This window comes from Candidatus Cloacimonas sp. (assembly GCA_039680785.1).
Lineage (GTDB): Bacteria > Cloacimonadota > Cloacimonadia > Cloacimonadales > Cloacimonadaceae > Cloacimonas.
Genome location: JBDKSF010000025.1, coordinates 63,404 through 79,605 on the forward strand (window position 1 = coordinate 63,404; position 16,202 = coordinate 79,605).

Consider the following 16,202-nt stretch of genomic DNA (forward strand, 5'->3'; position numbering starts at 1 on the left):
AGGTGCTATCCAAGGGGGAGGTGAATTTCATTGACAGTATTTAACGCTGGATTTTTATAGGATATATGTAATTTGGGGTAATAGTTTTTTAAAAATGGCCTATCTGGTTATCCAGTTACACTTCGCTAAAACTACAAATTGCTATATACAGAAAGGTTCTTTGAGCTGAAAGATTTAAAGGAATAGAGAATAAGTATGATTCCAAAAGCTCAAAAGAAAAGTCCTGATATAGGAAAAGTAAGTGTCATTAATAAATATGAGTTATAGAATTAGATGAGGTGGAAAACATAAAATAAGTGTTTATTAGTTTGTCGCTAAAGTAGAAAGGGAATCATACACTTTTCTATTATCACAAAAATATTAGGACTGCACTAGGATTATAAACGAAATGATAACATCGCATAAAATAATTATAGGTGATTCCAGATGGATGAAAGAAGTAAAAGATGAATCTGTTCATCTTATTGTTACTTCTCCACCCTATTGGCAATTAAAAGATTATGGCAGTAATAAACAGATTGGTTTTAATGATACTTATGAAGAGTATATTAATAACCTTAATCTGGTTTGGAATGAATGCCAGAGAGTTTTACACAGTGGCTGTCGTTTATGTATTAATATTGGAGACCAATTCGCTCGTTCTGTTTACTATGGCAGATATAAAGTAATACCAATTAGAACGGAAATTATCAAATTCTGTGAAACTTGTGGTTTTGATTATATGGGAGCTATAATTTGGCAGAAGGTTACAACTTGTCATACTACAGGAGGAGCAACAATTATGGGCTCTTTTCCTTATCCAAGAAATGGAATTATCAAATTGGATTATGAGTATATCCTGATATTTAAAAAATATGGAGTTCCACCTTCTGTTAACTATGAAATTAAAGAGCAATCCAAATTAACAAATGATGAATGGAATCAGTATTTTACAGGGCATTGGAATTTTGCGGGAGAAAAACAGGACAAACATTTGGCGATGTTTCCAGAAGAATTACCAAGGCGTCTGATCAAAATGTTTAGTTTTGTGAATGACATTGTTCTTGATCCTTTTTTGGGAAGTGGAACTACTTCTTTAGTGGCTAGGAAATTGCAAAGAAATTCTATTGGTTATGAAATAAATGAAGATTATCTACCAATAATAAGGCGTAAATTAGAATTAGATCAAGGGAATATCTTTCAAGAGGAAAATTTTGAGATAATTAAACAACGAGATATAGAGATAAACTTTCAAGCTGAAATTAATAAACTACCCTATATATTCAAGGATCCTATCCAATTTGATAAGAAAATTGATCCACGGCAATTAAAGTTTGGCTCAAAAATTGATAATTCAAATGCTGAATGTGATTCTTATTTTACTGTGGAAGATATTATCTCACCGGAAATATTACTGCTTAGCAATAAAATAAAAATCAGGTTATTAGGAATTAAAGAAATACCTCAGAAAACGAGTGATGCCATTAGATTTTTACGAGATAAAACACGCGGTCAAAAAGTATTCTTAAACTACGATAATGTAAAGTATGATGAAAATAATAACTTACTCTGTTATTTATATTTATGGAACAAAACATTTATAAATGCACATTTAATTAAAAATGGCTTAGCTGATGTTGACACTTCCAACGATTATAAATATAAAATAAAATTTTTATCTTACAAAGGGAAGGACTAATGCCAAAGGAATGGATAATAAATCAGTCAAATATGAGATGGGGACTTACTAAGAAAAATAAAGTTGGTCCGGTAGCCGAAATGATTAGAAAGTTGTCTCCCAAGACATTAATGGAATGGGAGAGCTATTATTTTAAGAATGCTTATCCCAAAGAACATTTGGAGGAACTGGGCAGAAAACTTTATATAAAAATAACGGAAGTTTGTGCAGCAGAAATAGAAAGCATAACCGAAGAGGATTGTATTGATTTTATTTTCAATTTGGTTATTAACAGAACTTATGATGGATATCTGTCTGAAATTCAAACAATTTACGGCCAGCTCCAACAAGAACTAAATGTTAAGATAGAACCAGCTCCTGATGCATGGGACAGAGGTTATAATGTAGATTTTTTTATTAAGATAAAAAAAAATTATATCGGTTTGCAAATCAAACCAGCTGGATATGCTTATATTCCGCAAATTATCAACGAATTGCACTTCCAAAAAAAGACACACGAAAAATTTACTGCTAAATATGGTGGTAAGGTCTTTTATATCATTTCACTAACAGATGGGAAAAAGAAAATCATTCAAAATCAGGAAGTTATAGAAGAAATTCGTAAAGAAATTGACCGCCTTAAGAAAGTATAGAATAAATTTGAAGGGAAACATTCTTTAACAATCTCCATAAATTTTGAGATTTCATTTCTCCTTGAGATATTAACATTTATCATTAATAACCTTTTCTAAAATAAGCTGATTCAATATGAACAGTAAAACGGCTCTTACTCGTCTCGCTTATGCTGCTGCAAAGTTTCCCGAAAACATCCCGTATTTCCATTCGGGATGCATTCGGGCTGCTTATCGGAAGTATAAGTGTAATAAGCAAGTATGGACTTGAAAGGATAAAGAAATAAGCAAGTGTGGATAAGTAGGCATAAAAGCAAAAAGAAGAGAGTAAATGCTCAATGATTTGGCAAAGCTAAACTTTCTAAACAGCACGCTTGATAAGCTCTACGGCATTAATTTTGCTTAAGCGTTTCAGAGGCAATAAAACACTTAAAATAGTAATAAAATAAGCAACCACGATGATCAGTAGGTAGTCCGTGAAAATAAATTTCACGGGTAAAATTATGGCTTCTCCGCTTCCCATTCCCAATTTAATAATTCCAGCATATTTTTGAATTAGCAATAAAACAGAGCCCAAACCCAATCCAACTACAATTCCCGCAGAGCATAAAAAAAGCGCTTGCAATAAAAACAAGGTCTGTAGGTCTTTATCGGTTAAACCAATGGCTTTTAGCAGCCCCAATTCTCGTTTTTTGCGTGAGATTGTTTTCAGCAGATTGCCCGTGAGGTTAAAACCGGCGATAATAAACATAAACAGCATAATTACAAACATCAGGAATTTTTCAAAACGAATGGCAGAATAGAGATTGGGATCAAAACTGCTCCAATCCTCAATTTGATAATTGGGAAAGGCATTATGGAGAGTTTGCAAAAGGTGATTTGGGCGTAATTTGGCAGCTGGCTTCACTTCAATATAATCCGCCTCATTTTCTTTACAGGAAGCAAAAAAGGCAGCATTATCAATTCCGATTAAACTATAATTTTGGTCATATTCAGGCATACCCGCGGCAAAAATTGCCTGCACTTTCAGATAACGAATGCGCGGTATCATTCCAAAAGCGGTAGGGATGTTGAAAAGAGGAGAAATCACCTGCACTTCATCTCCCAAATAAACACCCAATTGAGAAGCCAAACCAGCTCCCAAAGCGATTCCGGAGGCAGAAAAATCTTCCGGAACAATATTTCCCGCTACAATACCTTGAACAATTTCTCCACCTTGAAATTCCGTTTTTTGTAACAGCGAAGAAACATTTTGATGCTTATTGGGCTCAATACCAAAACACAATGTTGGCAAGACAACAGAATTGCATCTAATCAATAATTCGTTACGGATAACTGGGCTGGCATAGAACTTCAAATTTTGCAGTTGGTTACAAACATCATTAGTGTCTTTAATGCGCTGCCCATCTTCTGTAGAAATTCTAATTTCGGAAAAAGTGCCTGTAATTCGATTGCGTATGTCAAAACGGAAACCATTCATCACAGTGGTCACGCAAAGCAGAGCTAAAACGCCCAAAGTTATGCCAATTAGGCAAAGGTAATGTCCTTTGCCAATTCCTCTTGTTTTGCGTTCACTTAAATATTTGCCAGCAAGGTAAACAGTGCTTTTTTTCATCATCTTAATTGATACTACTAACTGAGATGAAGGAAATTAGTCAAGCTTTGTTTAAGGTTTGGTCTGTTTCTTGCACACCAAAAAAAGGAATAATAATGAGAAATAAGTAAAAAACAGGTATGAAGAAAGAACACTTTGAGGCATTTCTAAGCTCCAATGAAAAGCGCATCTATAATTATGTATTGTCTTTATGTACTAATGAACAGGATGCTCTTGATATTGTGCAAACCGTGTTCATAGCAGTTTTCCAAAATCTGGAACGGATTGAGGAAACCACGGCTTTGGCATATACCTATAAAATAGCGCATAATAAATGTCTCAGTTTTCTGAAACAAAAATCCCGTTATATAAATGTGGAGCCAGATAAGTTCAATGGCCTTCCCGAAAGAAACACAAATACTAAAGAGCCAGATTACACGGTTCTAAAAAAAGCCATTGCTGATTTGCCACCGCGTTTGTCTGCCGTCATTCAAATGCAATATTATGAAAAGATGTCCTATAAAGAAATTTCCACTAATTTGGGAATAAGCGTTAAAGCAGTTGAATCACTTTTAGTGCGGGCAAAACGCATTTTACGCAAAAAAATTTTGCAGGATAAAGAGAAATGAAAGGTATAGTAAATAGAACCCAAAATAAAATGAAGGAGCAGAAAAAATGAAATGCAGCAAAGCCAAACGCTATCTACTTAAACAGATTGATGGCGAATTGGATATTCGCTTTCAGGCAAAACTTTTATCTCATCTGGATAAATGTCCTGCCTGCAAAGCATTTCTGGCTGATGCCCAAAAAATGCAAAGGAAACTTTCTGCTCTGCCAGAAGCGGAATTTCCTGCTTGGGTTCATAATCAAATTATGGCTAAGGTGCACCAATTAGAAACAAAGAATCCAGGTTTTGCCCGTCGCGTCAAACTAATACCTGTAACTGCTATGTTGGCAATAACTTTAAGTTTGTGGGCGGGGATAAAAATCGGGGTTGGCAGCTACAAAAATATCATTCCGAAGAATCAGGATTATTCAATATCAACCTCAATTGCCTACGGAAGTTTTGGCGAAAATACCATACTGGATGATGTAACGGAAAATGGAGAATAAAATGAATAAACGCTGGTTAGTCATCATTCTGCTGATATCGGTCAGTTTCAATCTTGCTTTTATTGGCAGTTTTATTTACTTACACTGGTTTCACCCTTATCCCCAACCTCCCATGGGAAAAGAAGAAATGAAAAGAGACCTCCCACCTTTTGGCCCGCCGCCTTTTGAACGCGATGATGAGATTAGAGCTCTAAGAGACATATTTGAAAATATCAAACATTCTCTGATGCTGGAATTGGCTAATGACCCAGTTGATATGAACAAAGTGAATGCCTTAATTGATTCTTCCCTTATTGCGCAAAACAATCTGGAACGAAAATTGGCGGAAAGAATGGTGGAATATCGTAAAACACTCAGTGCGGAAGAAGCAAAAGAACACTTTTTGCGTCGCGCTGAATTTGCTAAAAACCGTTTTAACAGACAAAATAATCTGAATAGAAGGAGACACAAATGAAAAGAATAGTATTCCTAACCCTCACTCTGATGCTTGTTTGTGGCATTGTATTTGCCCAAACAGATGCACCTAAAGATCGAACCGCACCCAAAGCAATGAACAAGGAAGTCCAAGTTGGAAACCAAGAAAGACCAATGCAAAAATGTATGGACGACTTAAAACTAAACGATGCCCAAAAGGCAAAATGGGAAGAACTGAAAATAAATTTTGAAAAGACCAAAAATACCCTGCAGGCAGAAATCAAAAATTTAAGAATTGATGTGCAATCAGCTTTGAAAGATGAAAACTACCTGCGCGCCAAAGATTTGAACAAACAGATAGCATTGAAAAACAACGCTTTGGCTGATGCGAGAGTAGATTTCTTAGCTGCCAGAATGAAAGAACTCACTTCTGAACAAAAAGCCATTCTGAAAAAGAATATGAAACAATTTCAGGCAGATAAACCAGGACCTATGCACAATAGACAAGAAATGAAATTAAAACATTCTGGAATGGAAAATTGTGGAGAATGTGGAGAATGTGACAATATGGATATGCCACCTCAAAATATACCTCCCCAAAAAGAAATAGATAGGAATATCCCCAAATAATCCCTCCTCAGCAACACACAGACAAAACCACGGGCTACTCCTCCCGTGGTTTTTTTTCCCGCTTGACAGAAAGAGCTGTTTTTTTTCTGGTAAATTGAAGAAAGTCCTGTAATATTTATATCAGGGAGAAAAAATGGCGCTGATTTTAAAAACAACCCGTTTCATCGAAACCCAGATTGATGCGTTTCTGGATATTTTAAGTGATTCAGCCACAACTTTTGAGCTGGCTACTGAAGATTATCTTTGTAACCGGGTAGAGCAATTTGAAACCCGTTTAACGCAAATAAGAGAAAATGAACACAAGGCGGATGATTTACGAGTGAGCATAGAGCATTTTCTTTATGAGCGAACCTTGATTCCTGAAAATAGGGGAGATGTACTTGCCATTTTGGAAAATACGGATGAAGTTATAGACAATATAAAGGATTCGTTAGTTCAATTTTCCATCGAAATGCCAGAAATCCCTGCAGCGCTAAATGATTTATGGATTCAGACGGCTAAGGCATCCAGCAATGCAGTTGAACAGCTTTCTTTTGCCGTGCGTTCATTTTTTCGAGATTTGGCAGCCGTGAACAATTATATTCACAAGGTCTATTTTTTTGAACGCGAGGCAGATCATATTGGTGAGCGTTTGCGCAGGGAAATATTCAGTTTGGATATTGATCTTTCCCGTAAAAGTCATTTGCGTTATTTTGCCCTGCACATAGAAAAAATATCAGATTATGCGCAGGTTGTTTGTGATCGTCTTTCCATTTATGCCATCAAGCGTCAATTATAAATGATTTTTATTTACTTGCTCAGCGGTCTGTTTTTAGGTTGGTCTTTGGGAGCCAACGATACAGGCAATATATTTGGAGCCGCGGTAGAAACCAGAATGCTGAAATTTAAGACAGCTGCTCTTCTGGCATCAATTTTTATCTTTTTGGGGGCGGTTTTGGAAGGTAGCGGACCTTCCGGAACTTTAGGTCATTTAGGTTCCGTAGATGCTTTGGGAGGAGCATTTACAGTTGCTTTGGCAGCCGCTTTAACCATCACTGCCATTGTTCGAACAGGCATTCCAGTTTCCACTTCGCAAACCATTGTGGGAGCGATAATTGGCTGGAATTTCTTTGCGGGGCGGCTGACTGATTATCGCAGTTTGTTAACTATTGTTTTTAGCTGGGTGATTGCTTTCGTGCTTGCCGGCGTTATAGCAGCCATTCTTTTTTATTTAATCAGACCATTGATTAACAGAGGAAAAATCCATCTTTTGGAGCAGGATGTTTTTACGCGGATGGGGTTAATCGTAATTGGCGCTTTTGGTGCCTTTTCTTTGGGAGCCAATAATATAGCCAATGTAGTCGGGGTTTTTGTGCCGGTTTCGCCTTTCAGGGATATAAGTTTGGCTGGTTTCACTCTGAAAGGAGTTCAGCAGCTTTATATTTTGGGTGCCATTTCCATAATCATCGGAATTTACACTTATTCGCATAAAGTTATGCGCACCGTGGGCAAGGACATTTTTCATCTTTCACCTGTAACTGCACTTATAGCAGTAACTTCTGAAGCAATTGTGTTGTTTATTTTTGCTTCGCGCTGGCTCCAAAAAATCTTATTGAGCATTGGAATTCCACCCATTCCATTAGTTCCGGTATCTTCCACGCAAGTAATTGTAGGAGCGGTAGTTGGCATCGGTTTGGTAAAAGGTGGCAAAAACATTCGTTACAATATTTTAGGCAAGGTATCTCTGGCCTGGGTAGCGGCTCCGGTCATTGCTTTTGTTTTTTCCTTCATTGCCCTTTTCATTGTTCAGAATGTATTTGAACAAAATGTTTTCCACAAAACAGGATATATCTTTAATCGCATCACTATCAGTCAGATGGAGAAAGAAGGCATTAACCCAAATCACCTATCAACCGTAAATGGCCGCAAATTTGGCAGAGAGCTGGATGTTTATAAAGAATTGAAAGAGGACGAATATTTCCACCGAGAACAGATGGTGAAAATCCTTAAAATAGCGGAAGTTTTTCCCCTGAAAGTAAATACCAATCTTTTACGCGAGAAAGGATTAGCCAATCACTTTTCTTTAAAGCAATGGGAAGCGCTCACCAAAATGGAAGGCAGGGAATTTAACCATAAATGGCAATTGGAACAAGCGCTTGCCCAAACGGAATCTTGGCAGAAAAAAGCGGGTCTGTCCGAGAGAGATAAAATGCACAATCGAGAGTTGGAAGAGCAGTTAGACCTGCTGTATCGGACTTTTTTCGTTGCCAATAAGTTATGAATCCCTTCGTTGAAAAGATAATTCCGCTTATCCTTGCCTTTTTCATTGGCATTGCATTTAAGGCATTAAAGCTGCTTTCCGAAGAGGATGCGCCCATTCTATTGAAAGTTGTCTTAAATGTTTGTTTACCCTGTTTAACGATTATTTCCATTGCCCAGATACAGTTAAAACTCGATATGATTCTGATACCTCTTTTAGCCATCATTGTTGTGCTACTTATGTATGTAATTTCCCGCATAATCGGCAAATTCTGGAAGATGGAAAAAACTACTTTCGGCAGCTTTTTGGTAGGGACGATGATTATGAACACCGCCTATGCTTTGCCTTTTTTCTTTGCCGCTTTTGGCAATGAAGGGCTGGCAAGAGCATCTTTATTTGATATTGGCAACACTTTTATGATCTTCACTTTCACCTACTATAATGCCATAAAATACGGAGGCAATAATCAGTCCGCCCAAATTCAATGGAAGAAATTTTTGCGTCTGCCTCCTCTTTGGGCTATGGTTATTGCTTTCACTTGGAAGTTCTCTACCTTGCCAATGCCGCACTTGGCACTGAATTTCCTCAATTTTTTAGGCCAACCCACCGTTCCTTTAATGATGATTGCTTTGGGATTATATTTTAATCCTCAGCTTTGCAATCTCGGCAAAGCGGCGCTTGCCATTTTTGTCAGAATGGGGATCGGACTGGGAATCGGAATTGGTTTAAGTGCAATATTCGGTTTAAGCGGGGTCTCCAGAATTGTGGTTACGGTTTGTCCCGCATTACCCATCGGTTTTAATACGCTTATTTTTGCCAATCTGGAAAATTTGGACAGGGAGTTTGCCGCCACCATTGTTTCCATTTCTATTTTTATTGCTCTTTTCTATGTTCCGTGGCTGATTTATCTTTTTAGCTAATTGCGTAGTGAAACCCTGCCCACGCCTTAGCAACATATTTTGTCTTCATTGCATACTCTATCTTCTAATAGTTCAGTAACATTTCCGTAACAGTTCTCTTACGAAATAACAGCAGTGTTAGAGAAGTGTTACTGCGTCGTAAGGCAATCAACTATGTGACAAGCAGTTATGCTGTTGCCATCAAGTAGGGCAGGAGATAGTGCAAACAAACTGACATTTATGCTGAATTGCATTCTGAATGTGAGGTAATCTTACCATCTTATAACACAAAGGGGAGGCAAATTTTAATTTGATGGTTGCTATTTAAAGAGGGACAATTTTAGGACTAATGAGAAAAGAAAAGCTGGGGATCGGTTTTGAGGGCGGAAATGAGATCAATTCCGGTTTTGCGATCTACCACGGTAGTAATGCTTTTTTCGATGGCTTGCTGCAAAAAGGAAAGGGTTCCTTGAATGGAAGTAACGAGATCATAGCCGTTTAACAATCCGGCTAAAAGCATTGCTGAAAAGCAATCGCCCGCTCCGGGAAAAACTACGGGAGCATACTGGCAGGCAAATTCTTGGAAAAAACCCAGCCGAGCATCAAATAGAGCAACGGAAGAAAATTCGCCTTTGGCATTGGGTGCGCTGGTTATAACAACATAGCGAGGTCCCAGAGCGGCGAGTTTTTCACAGCATTCTTGCACTTGGTTGCCATTTGAATTTTGCCCATAATGGAAATCAGTTAAAAAAATTGCCTCCGTCCAATTGGGAGTGATGATGTCGCTGATAGAAATCAGAGAACGCATTGCCTCAACCATTTCCCAGGTGTAACAACTGTATAATTTGCCGGCATCAGCTAAAACTGGATCAACCAAAACAAGGGTCTTGTCATTTTTGAGCGGAAGCAAATTTTCCAGCAAAACAGATACCTGCAAAGGTGAGCCCAAAAAGCCGGTATAAATGGCGTCAAAAGTTAGCTGCAATTTCTGCCAGTGCTGCAGTGATTTTTTCAATAGCACACTATTATCCTGCAAAACATAATCGGGGAAATCCGTATTGGCAGAAAGCAAAGCACTGGGCATAGTGACGACCTCAATTCCCATTCTATTCATAATCGGAATTACAGCCAATAAAGAAGTGGTTCCAAAGCCGGATAAATCATTGATGGCAAGAACCTTAGGATTGGGCATAATTAAAAACCGAGGAGGGTAAAAGTATCTAACGGCTTCCCCTCTATATCATAAACATTAAAAACGACCTTACCGTCTATGCGGTCTCCAATGAGGTAGTTATGGCCTTTAATAAACAATTGGGAATAGGGATTGGGATTATCTTCTTCCCGCAAAGGAGCTCCTCCGCCACCGGAAACGATATAAGTAATGCCTTTATATTCGGAACGCTCATAATTGTGATCGTGGGCGCTAAAAACGGCTTTTACTGAGGAATTTTTGAGCAATTCCGGCAGAAAGAGCTGCAGACCAAGCTCATCACTATGCTCTCCGGAAGAAAAAATCGGATGATGCAACAGCAGCAAAGAGGGAGTTCTTTCTAAAAGCTGTTTTTGTAGCCAGCGATATTGTTCCGAGCCGGGAGAAAGGTCTAACACACTATCCAAAATAATGAAACGGATGCTATCCGCATAAATTGTGTAATAAGAACTGCCCTTCAAATAGGGAAAATTTTTTAAAAATAAATTCAGGTCTTTTTCGTGATTACCTCTTGCCGGGTAAAAAGCTTTGTTTATATTCAAAGGAGCAATGATCTGCAGGAAATTGTCATATTCTTTTTGAGCTAAACCAAAACTGTTCAGATCGCCTAAATGAAAAGTTGCCTCGGGATGGTGAGAAACAATTTGCTGAACTATTTGGCGATGGATTTCAGGATTGCTGCGGGTATCTCCATAAATGGCAAAACGAGCCGCTAAATGGAGACAGAGAAAGATAAACAGAAAAACAAAAAGGAAAGATAAACGAAGCTTACGCATTTAGGCAAGTTTAATGGATTTTAGATAAGTGAACCAACATAGTTATTTTGCCGCTTCTGAATTCGGCAAATCATTAGTGGAAGCTAATTTTTGATACTCTTTGGCAAATTCTTGTAAATCGATCCAAGCAAGTTTTTTCCATTCTGGATTTCTTAACAAGGCGGAAGGATGATAAGTTACGAAAGCGGGAATACCTCTAAAATAGTGTATTTTCTCTCTGTGCCAGCCAAGCGTATTATTGTTATTCAATAAAGTATGTGCTGAAACCAAACCCAAGATCAGTAACATTTTCGGCTGGATAATTTCTATTTGTTCAAGTAAATAGGGCAGACAAGCCATACATTCAACTGGTTCTGGATTACGATTTCCCGGAGGACGGCATTTTACGATATTGGCAATATATACATCTTTGCGTTCAATATTTATGGCAGCCAACATTTTGTCCAGAAGCTGGCCCGCTGCGCCTACAAAAGGTCTGCCTGTTTTGTCTTCTTGTTCTCCGGGACCCTCTCCGATAAGCATAGCAATGGCATCGGGATTTCCTTCTCCATAAACGAAATTGTTACGAGTTTTATTTAGAGTGCAGTTTGTGCAATTGGCGTATTTATGGCGAAGTTTATCCAGCAATTTGGCTTTGCTCATTTCCGGAGGATACAATTCTTTAATACCGCTGTTTTTTAACAATTCCAAATATTGGCGCAAGGCATCAATGGACATATTCTTTTTTAGAGATCATCATCGTTGTCGTTATCGTCGTCGTAGAAATCGTCTTCCTCGTCTTCGTCTTCGTCCTCATCTTCGTCTTTGTCTTCGTCCTTGTCAAAATCGTCCGAACCGCCAAGATCTTCAATAAATCTTTCCGAATCGTCAATGGTTTCTTCCGCTTCTTCTTCGCTCATTTCTTCTCCTAAGAAAGGATTTTCCTGTTTCTGAGCAGCAAGTTCCGCTTCCAGCAATTCTGCTTCAGCAAGTTCGGAAATATAATCCGGAACTTCATTTTCAGCCACATGATTCATAGCCAGCACGGCTATTTTATCAGGAAATTTTTGTTTCACATAAGTAGGAAACTGGAGCAAACGGCTTGCTTCCAATTGAGCTAATAGGCAGAACAAATAGTTCATATCGGCTTTTTCCAGAAAGTTTTCAATTTTCTCGTTAATCATACATTTTCTCCTGTGTTCCGTAAATTAGGGATGGCAGATTATTTTCCGTCACAATTTGCCGCTGCGGAAATCGGCAACCCATATATAAGGGGGTGACAAATATTGTCTTGTCACCACTTGTGCTATCCTTTTGGAAAAGGAAGCAGATAGAACATTTGTGGTAGCGGAAATGGGTGAGCATTGAACTGACCTTTTTTTTAGGAAGCTTCATTCCTCGCCAATGAAATCAGCAATGGGATTCAGATATCGGTTCACCCGATTTTCTTCTGCTCTGATAATAGCCAAAACATCTTCAATAGCTGTCTTTAGCTCATCATTAATAACCAAATAATCATATTCGGAAATATGAGTAACTTCTGTGCGGGCAATTTGGAGGCGTTTGGTAATTTCGTCATCACAATCCGTAGCTCGTAAAATCAAACGCTGTTTTAACACATCCATCGAAGGAGGCAGAATAAAAATTTTTACATAAGGAATATCAGAAGCGCTGATCAGAGAAGCACCTTGCACATCAATATCTAAAATAACATGATGCTTCTTTGCCAACTGGCTTTTAATAAAGCTTTTAGAAGTACCATACCAATTTCCGAAGACCTGTGCGCATTCTAAAAAATCGCCTTCTTCCTTGCGTTTTAAAAAATCTTGCTCACTTACAAAGTGATAATGAATTCCATTTTGTTCTGTTCCCCGCGGCTGGCGCGTGGTATAAGAAATGGAATAATCAATATTATCCGAAACCTTCAAGATCTCGTTCAAAATGGTACTTTTTCCACCCCCTGAGGGTGCGGAAAGGATAATCAGAAAGTTGGGGATTTTGGAGATCACAGAGTAAAAACTGCCCTTAGTTTAGCTCAAGGAATTAATTTTTGATATTCTGCCGCACTAAGCAGGTTTTCCATCTCATCTTTATTGGAAAGCTTGATTTTGAACAGCCAACCCTCTTCGTAAGGGGATTTATTGATTAAATCTGGGCTATCTTCCAATTCGTTGTTCTTTTCTTCCACTTTGCCACTAATGGGGCTAATTAAATCTTCAGCTGCTTTTACGGCTTCTATGGAACCACAGGGTTCACCGGCTGCCACATTATGTCCAATTTCCGGCAGTTCAACAAAAACAATTTCACCCAGCTCGTGTTGAGCAAAATCGCTAATACCGACAATGGCAGAATCGCCATCAATACGAACCCATTCATGGGTCTCAGTGTAAAATAGATCATCCGGGATTGTCATAATTTCCTCCCTTACCGGATATTATTCTTGCATAGCCCAAATCTTAAAATGGTGATTTTATGTCAAGAATAATCGGGTTTGATTTCTTCATCCTCCCCGAAATTGATAAGATATAACAATTTTTGCACTTCGTTAACCAGCTCATCCGGTAAAAGGGGTTTGCTTAATAATTTATCAACTTTTGCCTCGGCGGCTCGTTGTTGAACATTATGATCGCTGAATCCAGTGTAAAGAATAACAGGAATGTTCCTTTTGGCTTTGATTCTGGAAGTAAGTTTCATTCCATCCAGCTGAGGCATAGTTATGTCGGCAATGACCAAATCAAAATTTTCCGGATTGGATTCGAAAGCATCAATGGCTTGATTTGAATTATTGAAGGATTGAACCATATAGCCAGCGTTGGTCAATGCCTGACTGAAGATATCAGCCAAATCTGGTTCATCATCTACAACCATTAGTTTGGCAGGAATAAAAGGATATGTTTTGGGCTGTTCTTCTTGTCTGACTTCTTCCGGGGCATTTACGATAGGCAGAAAAATGTGAAAACTGGTTCCTTCGCCCTGAATGCTGTGGACAGTGATAAATCCTTTGTAACCGGTTACGATTCCGTGCACAATGGATAAACCCAAACCCGTTCCTTCTCCTGCTGCTTTGGTACTGAAATAGGGGTCAAAAATACGATTGATAATTTCAGGTGCGATGCCAAATCCTGTATCACTAACTTCCAAATGTAAATAGTCCCTTTCCAATTCTATATGAGGGTCTATGCCAATAAGTTCAAATCCCGAAATTTCATTTAGCTTGATGGAAAGAGTTCCGCCATCGGGTCGCATAGCATGAAATGCGTTGTTGGCAAGATTAATCAGAACTTGTTGCAGTTCAGTTACATCTGCCATAATGTAACGATTACAATCTATCTCTGTTTCGATGTAAATATTGGAAGGCAAGGTTGCTCTAATCATTGGCAGAGCATCTTCAATTACTTCTTTTACGCAGACCTGTTCTACATCCGGTTCACTTTGACGGCTGAAGGTTAGGATCTTGCCGATCAAGCTTTTTCCTCTTAAACAGGCCTTAATTGCCTGATTTAAATCGAGGACTGCCGTTTCTGGGTCGTTAATTTTGCCTCTGGCTAAAGCAATGTAACCGGCTATGATTGTTATAATGTTGTTAAAATCGTGTGCTATGCCACCGGCTAAAGTGCCAATGGATTCCATTTTTTGTGACTGACGCAGCTGGCGTTCCAAATTTTTCAGTTCAGTTATATCCCGCGCAATAAAAATTAGTTTGGAAGGGTTTCCCTCTTCGTCAGTAATGACAGAAGCACTAATCAGACAGGGGAAATTGATGCCCTTGCCGTTATCGAAAGTGATTTCTAAATTTCTAACGGGTATGCCTTTGCGTAATTGGGAGAACATTTGATAAAGAGAACGCTGTTCCCAATGCGGAACAATATCTTTGGCGGAAAGAACATTATGCAAGATACTGTCTTCATTTTCCAGCCCCAGCATTTTTAGCCCCTCGGCATTGATGCTTATTACACTTCCCTGCAAATCGGTAACGATAATGGCTTCGGGAGAAGTTAAAAGTATTTTTTGGGTTTGTTCTTCTGCTTCTCTAAGCTTCATTTCAGTGCGAGTCCGCTCTTCAATTTCCTGAACTAATTGTTCTTTTTGAGCGAAAAACTTTTCTATCAATAGGGCGATGGCTCCGAATTCGTTATTCTTTTCCACCAGCGGTTTTATGTATTCTGGATCATCATTACTTAAGGAACTGGAAATCAATTGCAGAGGGGAATTAATCCACTGTTGAATAAGGATAAATTGAAGCAGCAAAAAGATAAAGATGAATCCCAAAGTTCCGAAAAGAATCAAATTTCCCAATGAACGCAACTGCCTAAGATAGGGATTGGAACGGGTAAAATTAAGCCAAGCAATTTCGTAGCCGTTGAGATCATTTAAAGGAAAAGTGATTACCGTTTTATAATGGTCTTTGCTACTATTTTTTTCCGGGACGGGCTTGCTTAAACTTAAGGTTACGCTAAGATCAAGAAGCTTTGTAAATTCACTTAGCCGTTTTTGATCCCAAATTTGGGCAATAAGTAGATAGCCACCTACTTTTCCTTCGCGCATAGAATCACTGGCGGAATGAATGCTGCCTACGGAATTTTCCAGAATTAAATGCTGATAGCGGGAAAAATGTTGAACTGCTTTTCCTTGTTTCAGAGAATCAAGTAAAATCGGTTCTGTAAGCACTGTTTCTAATTCGGGATGGGATTCACTGTAGAGATTCAAGAGCAGATTTTTATCTGTATCGTAAACCTGAACCAGATTGTAGCCAAAAGAACTGATCAAAGGAGTAAGCAATTTCTCGGTGCGAGGAATATTATGGGAAGTAACGGCATCGTATATATCTGCGTTTATGCTGTATTCATCCAAAAATCGCATCTGCTGATCATTTCGGGTGGCAATTAAAGCATTCAGGGCAAGGCGTTGCTGATTATTATCGTATTCAATGTAAACTTTCAGCTCTTTATGTTTGATATAATTGAACAGATAGAAGAAAGCTCCGAATACAAGAGCTATAACAATAAAGAGCAGTAATAAGCGTTGGGATATTTTCACTGTTTCATTCTCCGTTTCTCAG

The 16,202-nt window shown here is 38.4% G+C and carries 17 protein-coding genes; 9 read left to right on the plus strand and 8 right to left on the minus strand.

Translation table 11 applies throughout. The features are described 5' to 3' along the window. Nucleotides 1-388: 388 nt before the first annotated feature. Nucleotides 389-1,678 (plus strand): DNA methyltransferase, encoded by a 1,290-nt coding sequence (locus ABFC98_01220; protein ID MEN6444647.1) that lies wholly within the window; start codon nt 389-391, stop codon nt 1,676-1,678. Then, nucleotides 1,678-2,310, plus strand: coding sequence for an MjaI family restriction endonuclease (locus ABFC98_01225; protein MEN6444648.1), 633 nt, complete (start codon nt 1,678-1,680; stop codon nt 2,308-2,310). Before ABFC98_01220 ends, ABFC98_01225 begins: the two co-directional genes overlap by 1 nt. A 340-nt stretch (nt 2,311-2,650) precedes the next feature. On the opposite strand, the gene ABFC98_01230 is transcribed toward ABFC98_01225, so the two are convergent. Beyond that, nucleotides 2,651-3,904 carry an FtsX-like permease family protein gene (locus tag ABFC98_01230; protein ID MEN6444649.1) on the minus strand — a complete coding sequence of 418 codons (1,254 nt, stop codon included), beginning with the start codon at nt 3,902-3,904 and terminating at the stop codon, nt 2,651-2,653. A 119-nt stretch (nt 3,905-4,023) separates the two neighbouring features. On the opposite strand from ABFC98_01230, the gene ABFC98_01235 reads away from it, so the two are divergent. The 7 genes from ABFC98_01235 to ABFC98_01265 all read left to right on the plus strand — a co-directional run bounded on the left by ABFC98_01235 (nt 4,024) and on the right by ABFC98_01265 (nt 9,199). Then, nucleotides 4,024-4,512 (plus strand): RNA polymerase sigma factor, encoded by a 489-nt coding sequence (locus ABFC98_01235; GenBank protein ID MEN6444650.1) that lies wholly within the window; start codon nt 4,024-4,026, stop codon nt 4,510-4,512. A 46-nt stretch (nt 4,513-4,558) separates the two neighbouring features. Continuing rightward, nucleotides 4,559-4,996, plus strand: coding sequence for a zf-HC2 domain-containing protein (locus ABFC98_01240; protein ID MEN6444651.1), 438 nt, complete (start codon nt 4,559-4,561; stop codon nt 4,994-4,996). Nucleotide 4,997: 1 nt separating this feature from the next. After that, a complete protein-coding gene (locus ABFC98_01245) occupies nt 4,998-5,450 on the plus strand; it encodes a hypothetical protein (GenBank protein MEN6444652.1) in 453 nt (150 codons plus the stop codon). Next, nucleotides 5,447-6,040 carry a Spy/CpxP family protein refolding chaperone gene (locus ABFC98_01250; protein ID MEN6444653.1) on the plus strand — a complete coding sequence of 198 codons (594 nt, stop codon included), beginning with the start codon at nt 5,447-5,449 and terminating at the stop codon, nt 6,038-6,040. Before ABFC98_01245 ends, ABFC98_01250 begins: the two co-directional genes overlap by 4 nt. Nucleotides 6,041-6,173: 133 nt before the next feature. Continuing rightward, nucleotides 6,174-6,818 (plus strand): DUF47 family protein, encoded by a 645-nt coding sequence (locus ABFC98_01255; GenBank protein ID MEN6444654.1) that lies wholly within the window; start codon nt 6,174-6,176, stop codon nt 6,816-6,818. Beyond that, nucleotides 6,819-8,300, plus strand: a complete 1,482-nt coding sequence (locus tag ABFC98_01260; GenBank protein ID MEN6444655.1) for an inorganic phosphate transporter — start codon at nt 6,819-6,821, stop codon at nt 8,298-8,300. It begins immediately after the preceding gene. Further along, nucleotides 8,297-9,199 carry an AEC family transporter gene (locus tag ABFC98_01265; GenBank protein MEN6444656.1) on the plus strand — a complete coding sequence of 301 codons (903 nt, stop codon included), beginning with the start codon at nt 8,297-8,299 and terminating at the stop codon, nt 9,197-9,199. The genes ABFC98_01260 and ABFC98_01265 overlap by 4 nt, the downstream gene beginning before the upstream one ends. Before the next feature lie 325 nt (nt 9,200-9,524). Here the strand turns inward: ABFC98_01265 and ABFC98_01270 are convergent, their stop codons facing one another. The 7 genes from ABFC98_01270 to ABFC98_01300 form a co-directional block, all read right to left on the minus strand. After that, nucleotides 9,525-10,370 (minus strand): pyridoxamine kinase, encoded by an 846-nt coding sequence (locus ABFC98_01270; protein ID MEN6444657.1) that lies wholly within the window; start codon nt 10,368-10,370, stop codon nt 9,525-9,527. A gap of 2 nt (nt 10,371-10,372) precedes the next feature. Continuing rightward, the gene (locus ABFC98_01275) at nt 10,373-11,164 is read right to left on the minus strand and encodes a metallophosphoesterase (protein ID MEN6444658.1); all 792 of its coding nucleotides are present in this window, start codon (nt 11,162-11,164) and stop codon (nt 10,373-10,375) included. Between the two features lie 42 nt (nt 11,165-11,206). Next, nucleotides 11,207-11,881: a uracil-DNA glycosylase gene (locus ABFC98_01280; protein MEN6444659.1), complete on the minus strand. Its 675-nt coding sequence runs from the start codon at nt 11,879-11,881 to the stop codon at nt 11,207-11,209. An 8-nt stretch (nt 11,882-11,889) separates the two neighbouring features. Next, complete coding sequence (locus tag ABFC98_01285) at nt 11,890-12,327, minus strand: hypothetical protein (GenBank protein ID MEN6444660.1); 438 nt, start codon at nt 12,325-12,327, stop codon at nt 11,890-11,892. 207 nt (nt 12,328-12,534) lie between these two features. After that, nucleotides 12,535-13,152 carry a guanylate kinase gene (gene gmk / locus ABFC98_01290; GenBank protein ID MEN6444661.1) on the minus strand — a complete coding sequence of 206 codons (618 nt, stop codon included), beginning with the start codon at nt 13,150-13,152 and terminating at the stop codon, nt 12,535-12,537. A gap of 26 nt (nt 13,153-13,178) precedes the next feature. Next, on the minus strand, nt 13,179-13,556 hold the full coding sequence (gene gcvH, locus ABFC98_01295) for a glycine cleavage system protein GcvH (protein ID MEN6444662.1): 378 nt from the start codon (nt 13,554-13,556) through the stop codon (nt 13,179-13,181). A gap of 62 nt (nt 13,557-13,618) precedes the next feature. Continuing rightward, nucleotides 13,619-16,180, minus strand: a complete 2,562-nt coding sequence (locus ABFC98_01300; protein MEN6444663.1) for a response regulator — start codon at nt 16,178-16,180, stop codon at nt 13,619-13,621. Nucleotides 16,181-16,202 lie beyond the last annotated feature (22 nt).

Excerpts from the sequence above, each read along its gene's own strand:
- ABFC98_01220 (MEN6444647.1), top strand. The coding sequence starts at position 389 with ATGATAACATCGCATAAAATAATTATAGGTGATTCCAGATGGATGAAA.
- ABFC98_01225 (MEN6444648.1), top strand. The coding sequence starts at position 1,678 with ATGCCAAAGGAATGGATAATAAATCAGTCAAATATGAGATGGGGACTT.
- ABFC98_01230 (MEN6444649.1), bottom strand. The coding sequence starts at position 3,904 with ATGAAAAAAAGCACTGTTTACCTTGCTGGCAAATATTTAAGTGAACGC.
- ABFC98_01235 (MEN6444650.1), top strand. The coding sequence starts at position 4,024 with ATGAAGAAAGAACACTTTGAGGCATTTCTAAGCTCCAATGAAAAGCGC.
- ABFC98_01240 (MEN6444651.1), top strand. The coding sequence starts at position 4,559 with ATGAAATGCAGCAAAGCCAAACGCTATCTACTTAAACAGATTGATGGC.
- ABFC98_01245 (MEN6444652.1), top strand. The coding sequence starts at position 4,998 with ATGAATAAACGCTGGTTAGTCATCATTCTGCTGATATCGGTCAGTTTC.
- ABFC98_01250 (MEN6444653.1), top strand. The coding sequence starts at position 5,447 with ATGAAAAGAATAGTATTCCTAACCCTCACTCTGATGCTTGTTTGTGGC.
- ABFC98_01255 (MEN6444654.1), top strand. The coding sequence starts at position 6,174 with ATGGCGCTGATTTTAAAAACAACCCGTTTCATCGAAACCCAGATTGAT.
- ABFC98_01260 (MEN6444655.1), top strand. The coding sequence starts at position 6,819 with ATGATTTTTATTTACTTGCTCAGCGGTCTGTTTTTAGGTTGGTCTTTG.
- ABFC98_01265 (MEN6444656.1), top strand. The coding sequence starts at position 8,297 with ATGAATCCCTTCGTTGAAAAGATAATTCCGCTTATCCTTGCCTTTTTC.
- ABFC98_01270 (MEN6444657.1), bottom strand. The coding sequence starts at position 10,370 with ATGCCCAATCCTAAGGTTCTTGCCATCAATGATTTATCCGGCTTTGGA.
- ABFC98_01275 (MEN6444658.1), bottom strand. The coding sequence starts at position 11,164 with ATGCGTAAGCTTCGTTTATCTTTCCTTTTTGTTTTTCTGTTTATCTTT.
- ABFC98_01280 (MEN6444659.1), bottom strand. The coding sequence starts at position 11,881 with ATGTCCATTGATGCCTTGCGCCAATATTTGGAATTGTTAAAAAACAGC.
- ABFC98_01285 (MEN6444660.1), bottom strand. The coding sequence starts at position 12,327 with ATGATTAACGAGAAAATTGAAAACTTTCTGGAAAAAGCCGATATGAAC.
- gcvH (MEN6444662.1), bottom strand. The coding sequence starts at position 13,556 with ATGACAATCCCGGATGATCTATTTTACACTGAGACCCATGAATGGGTT.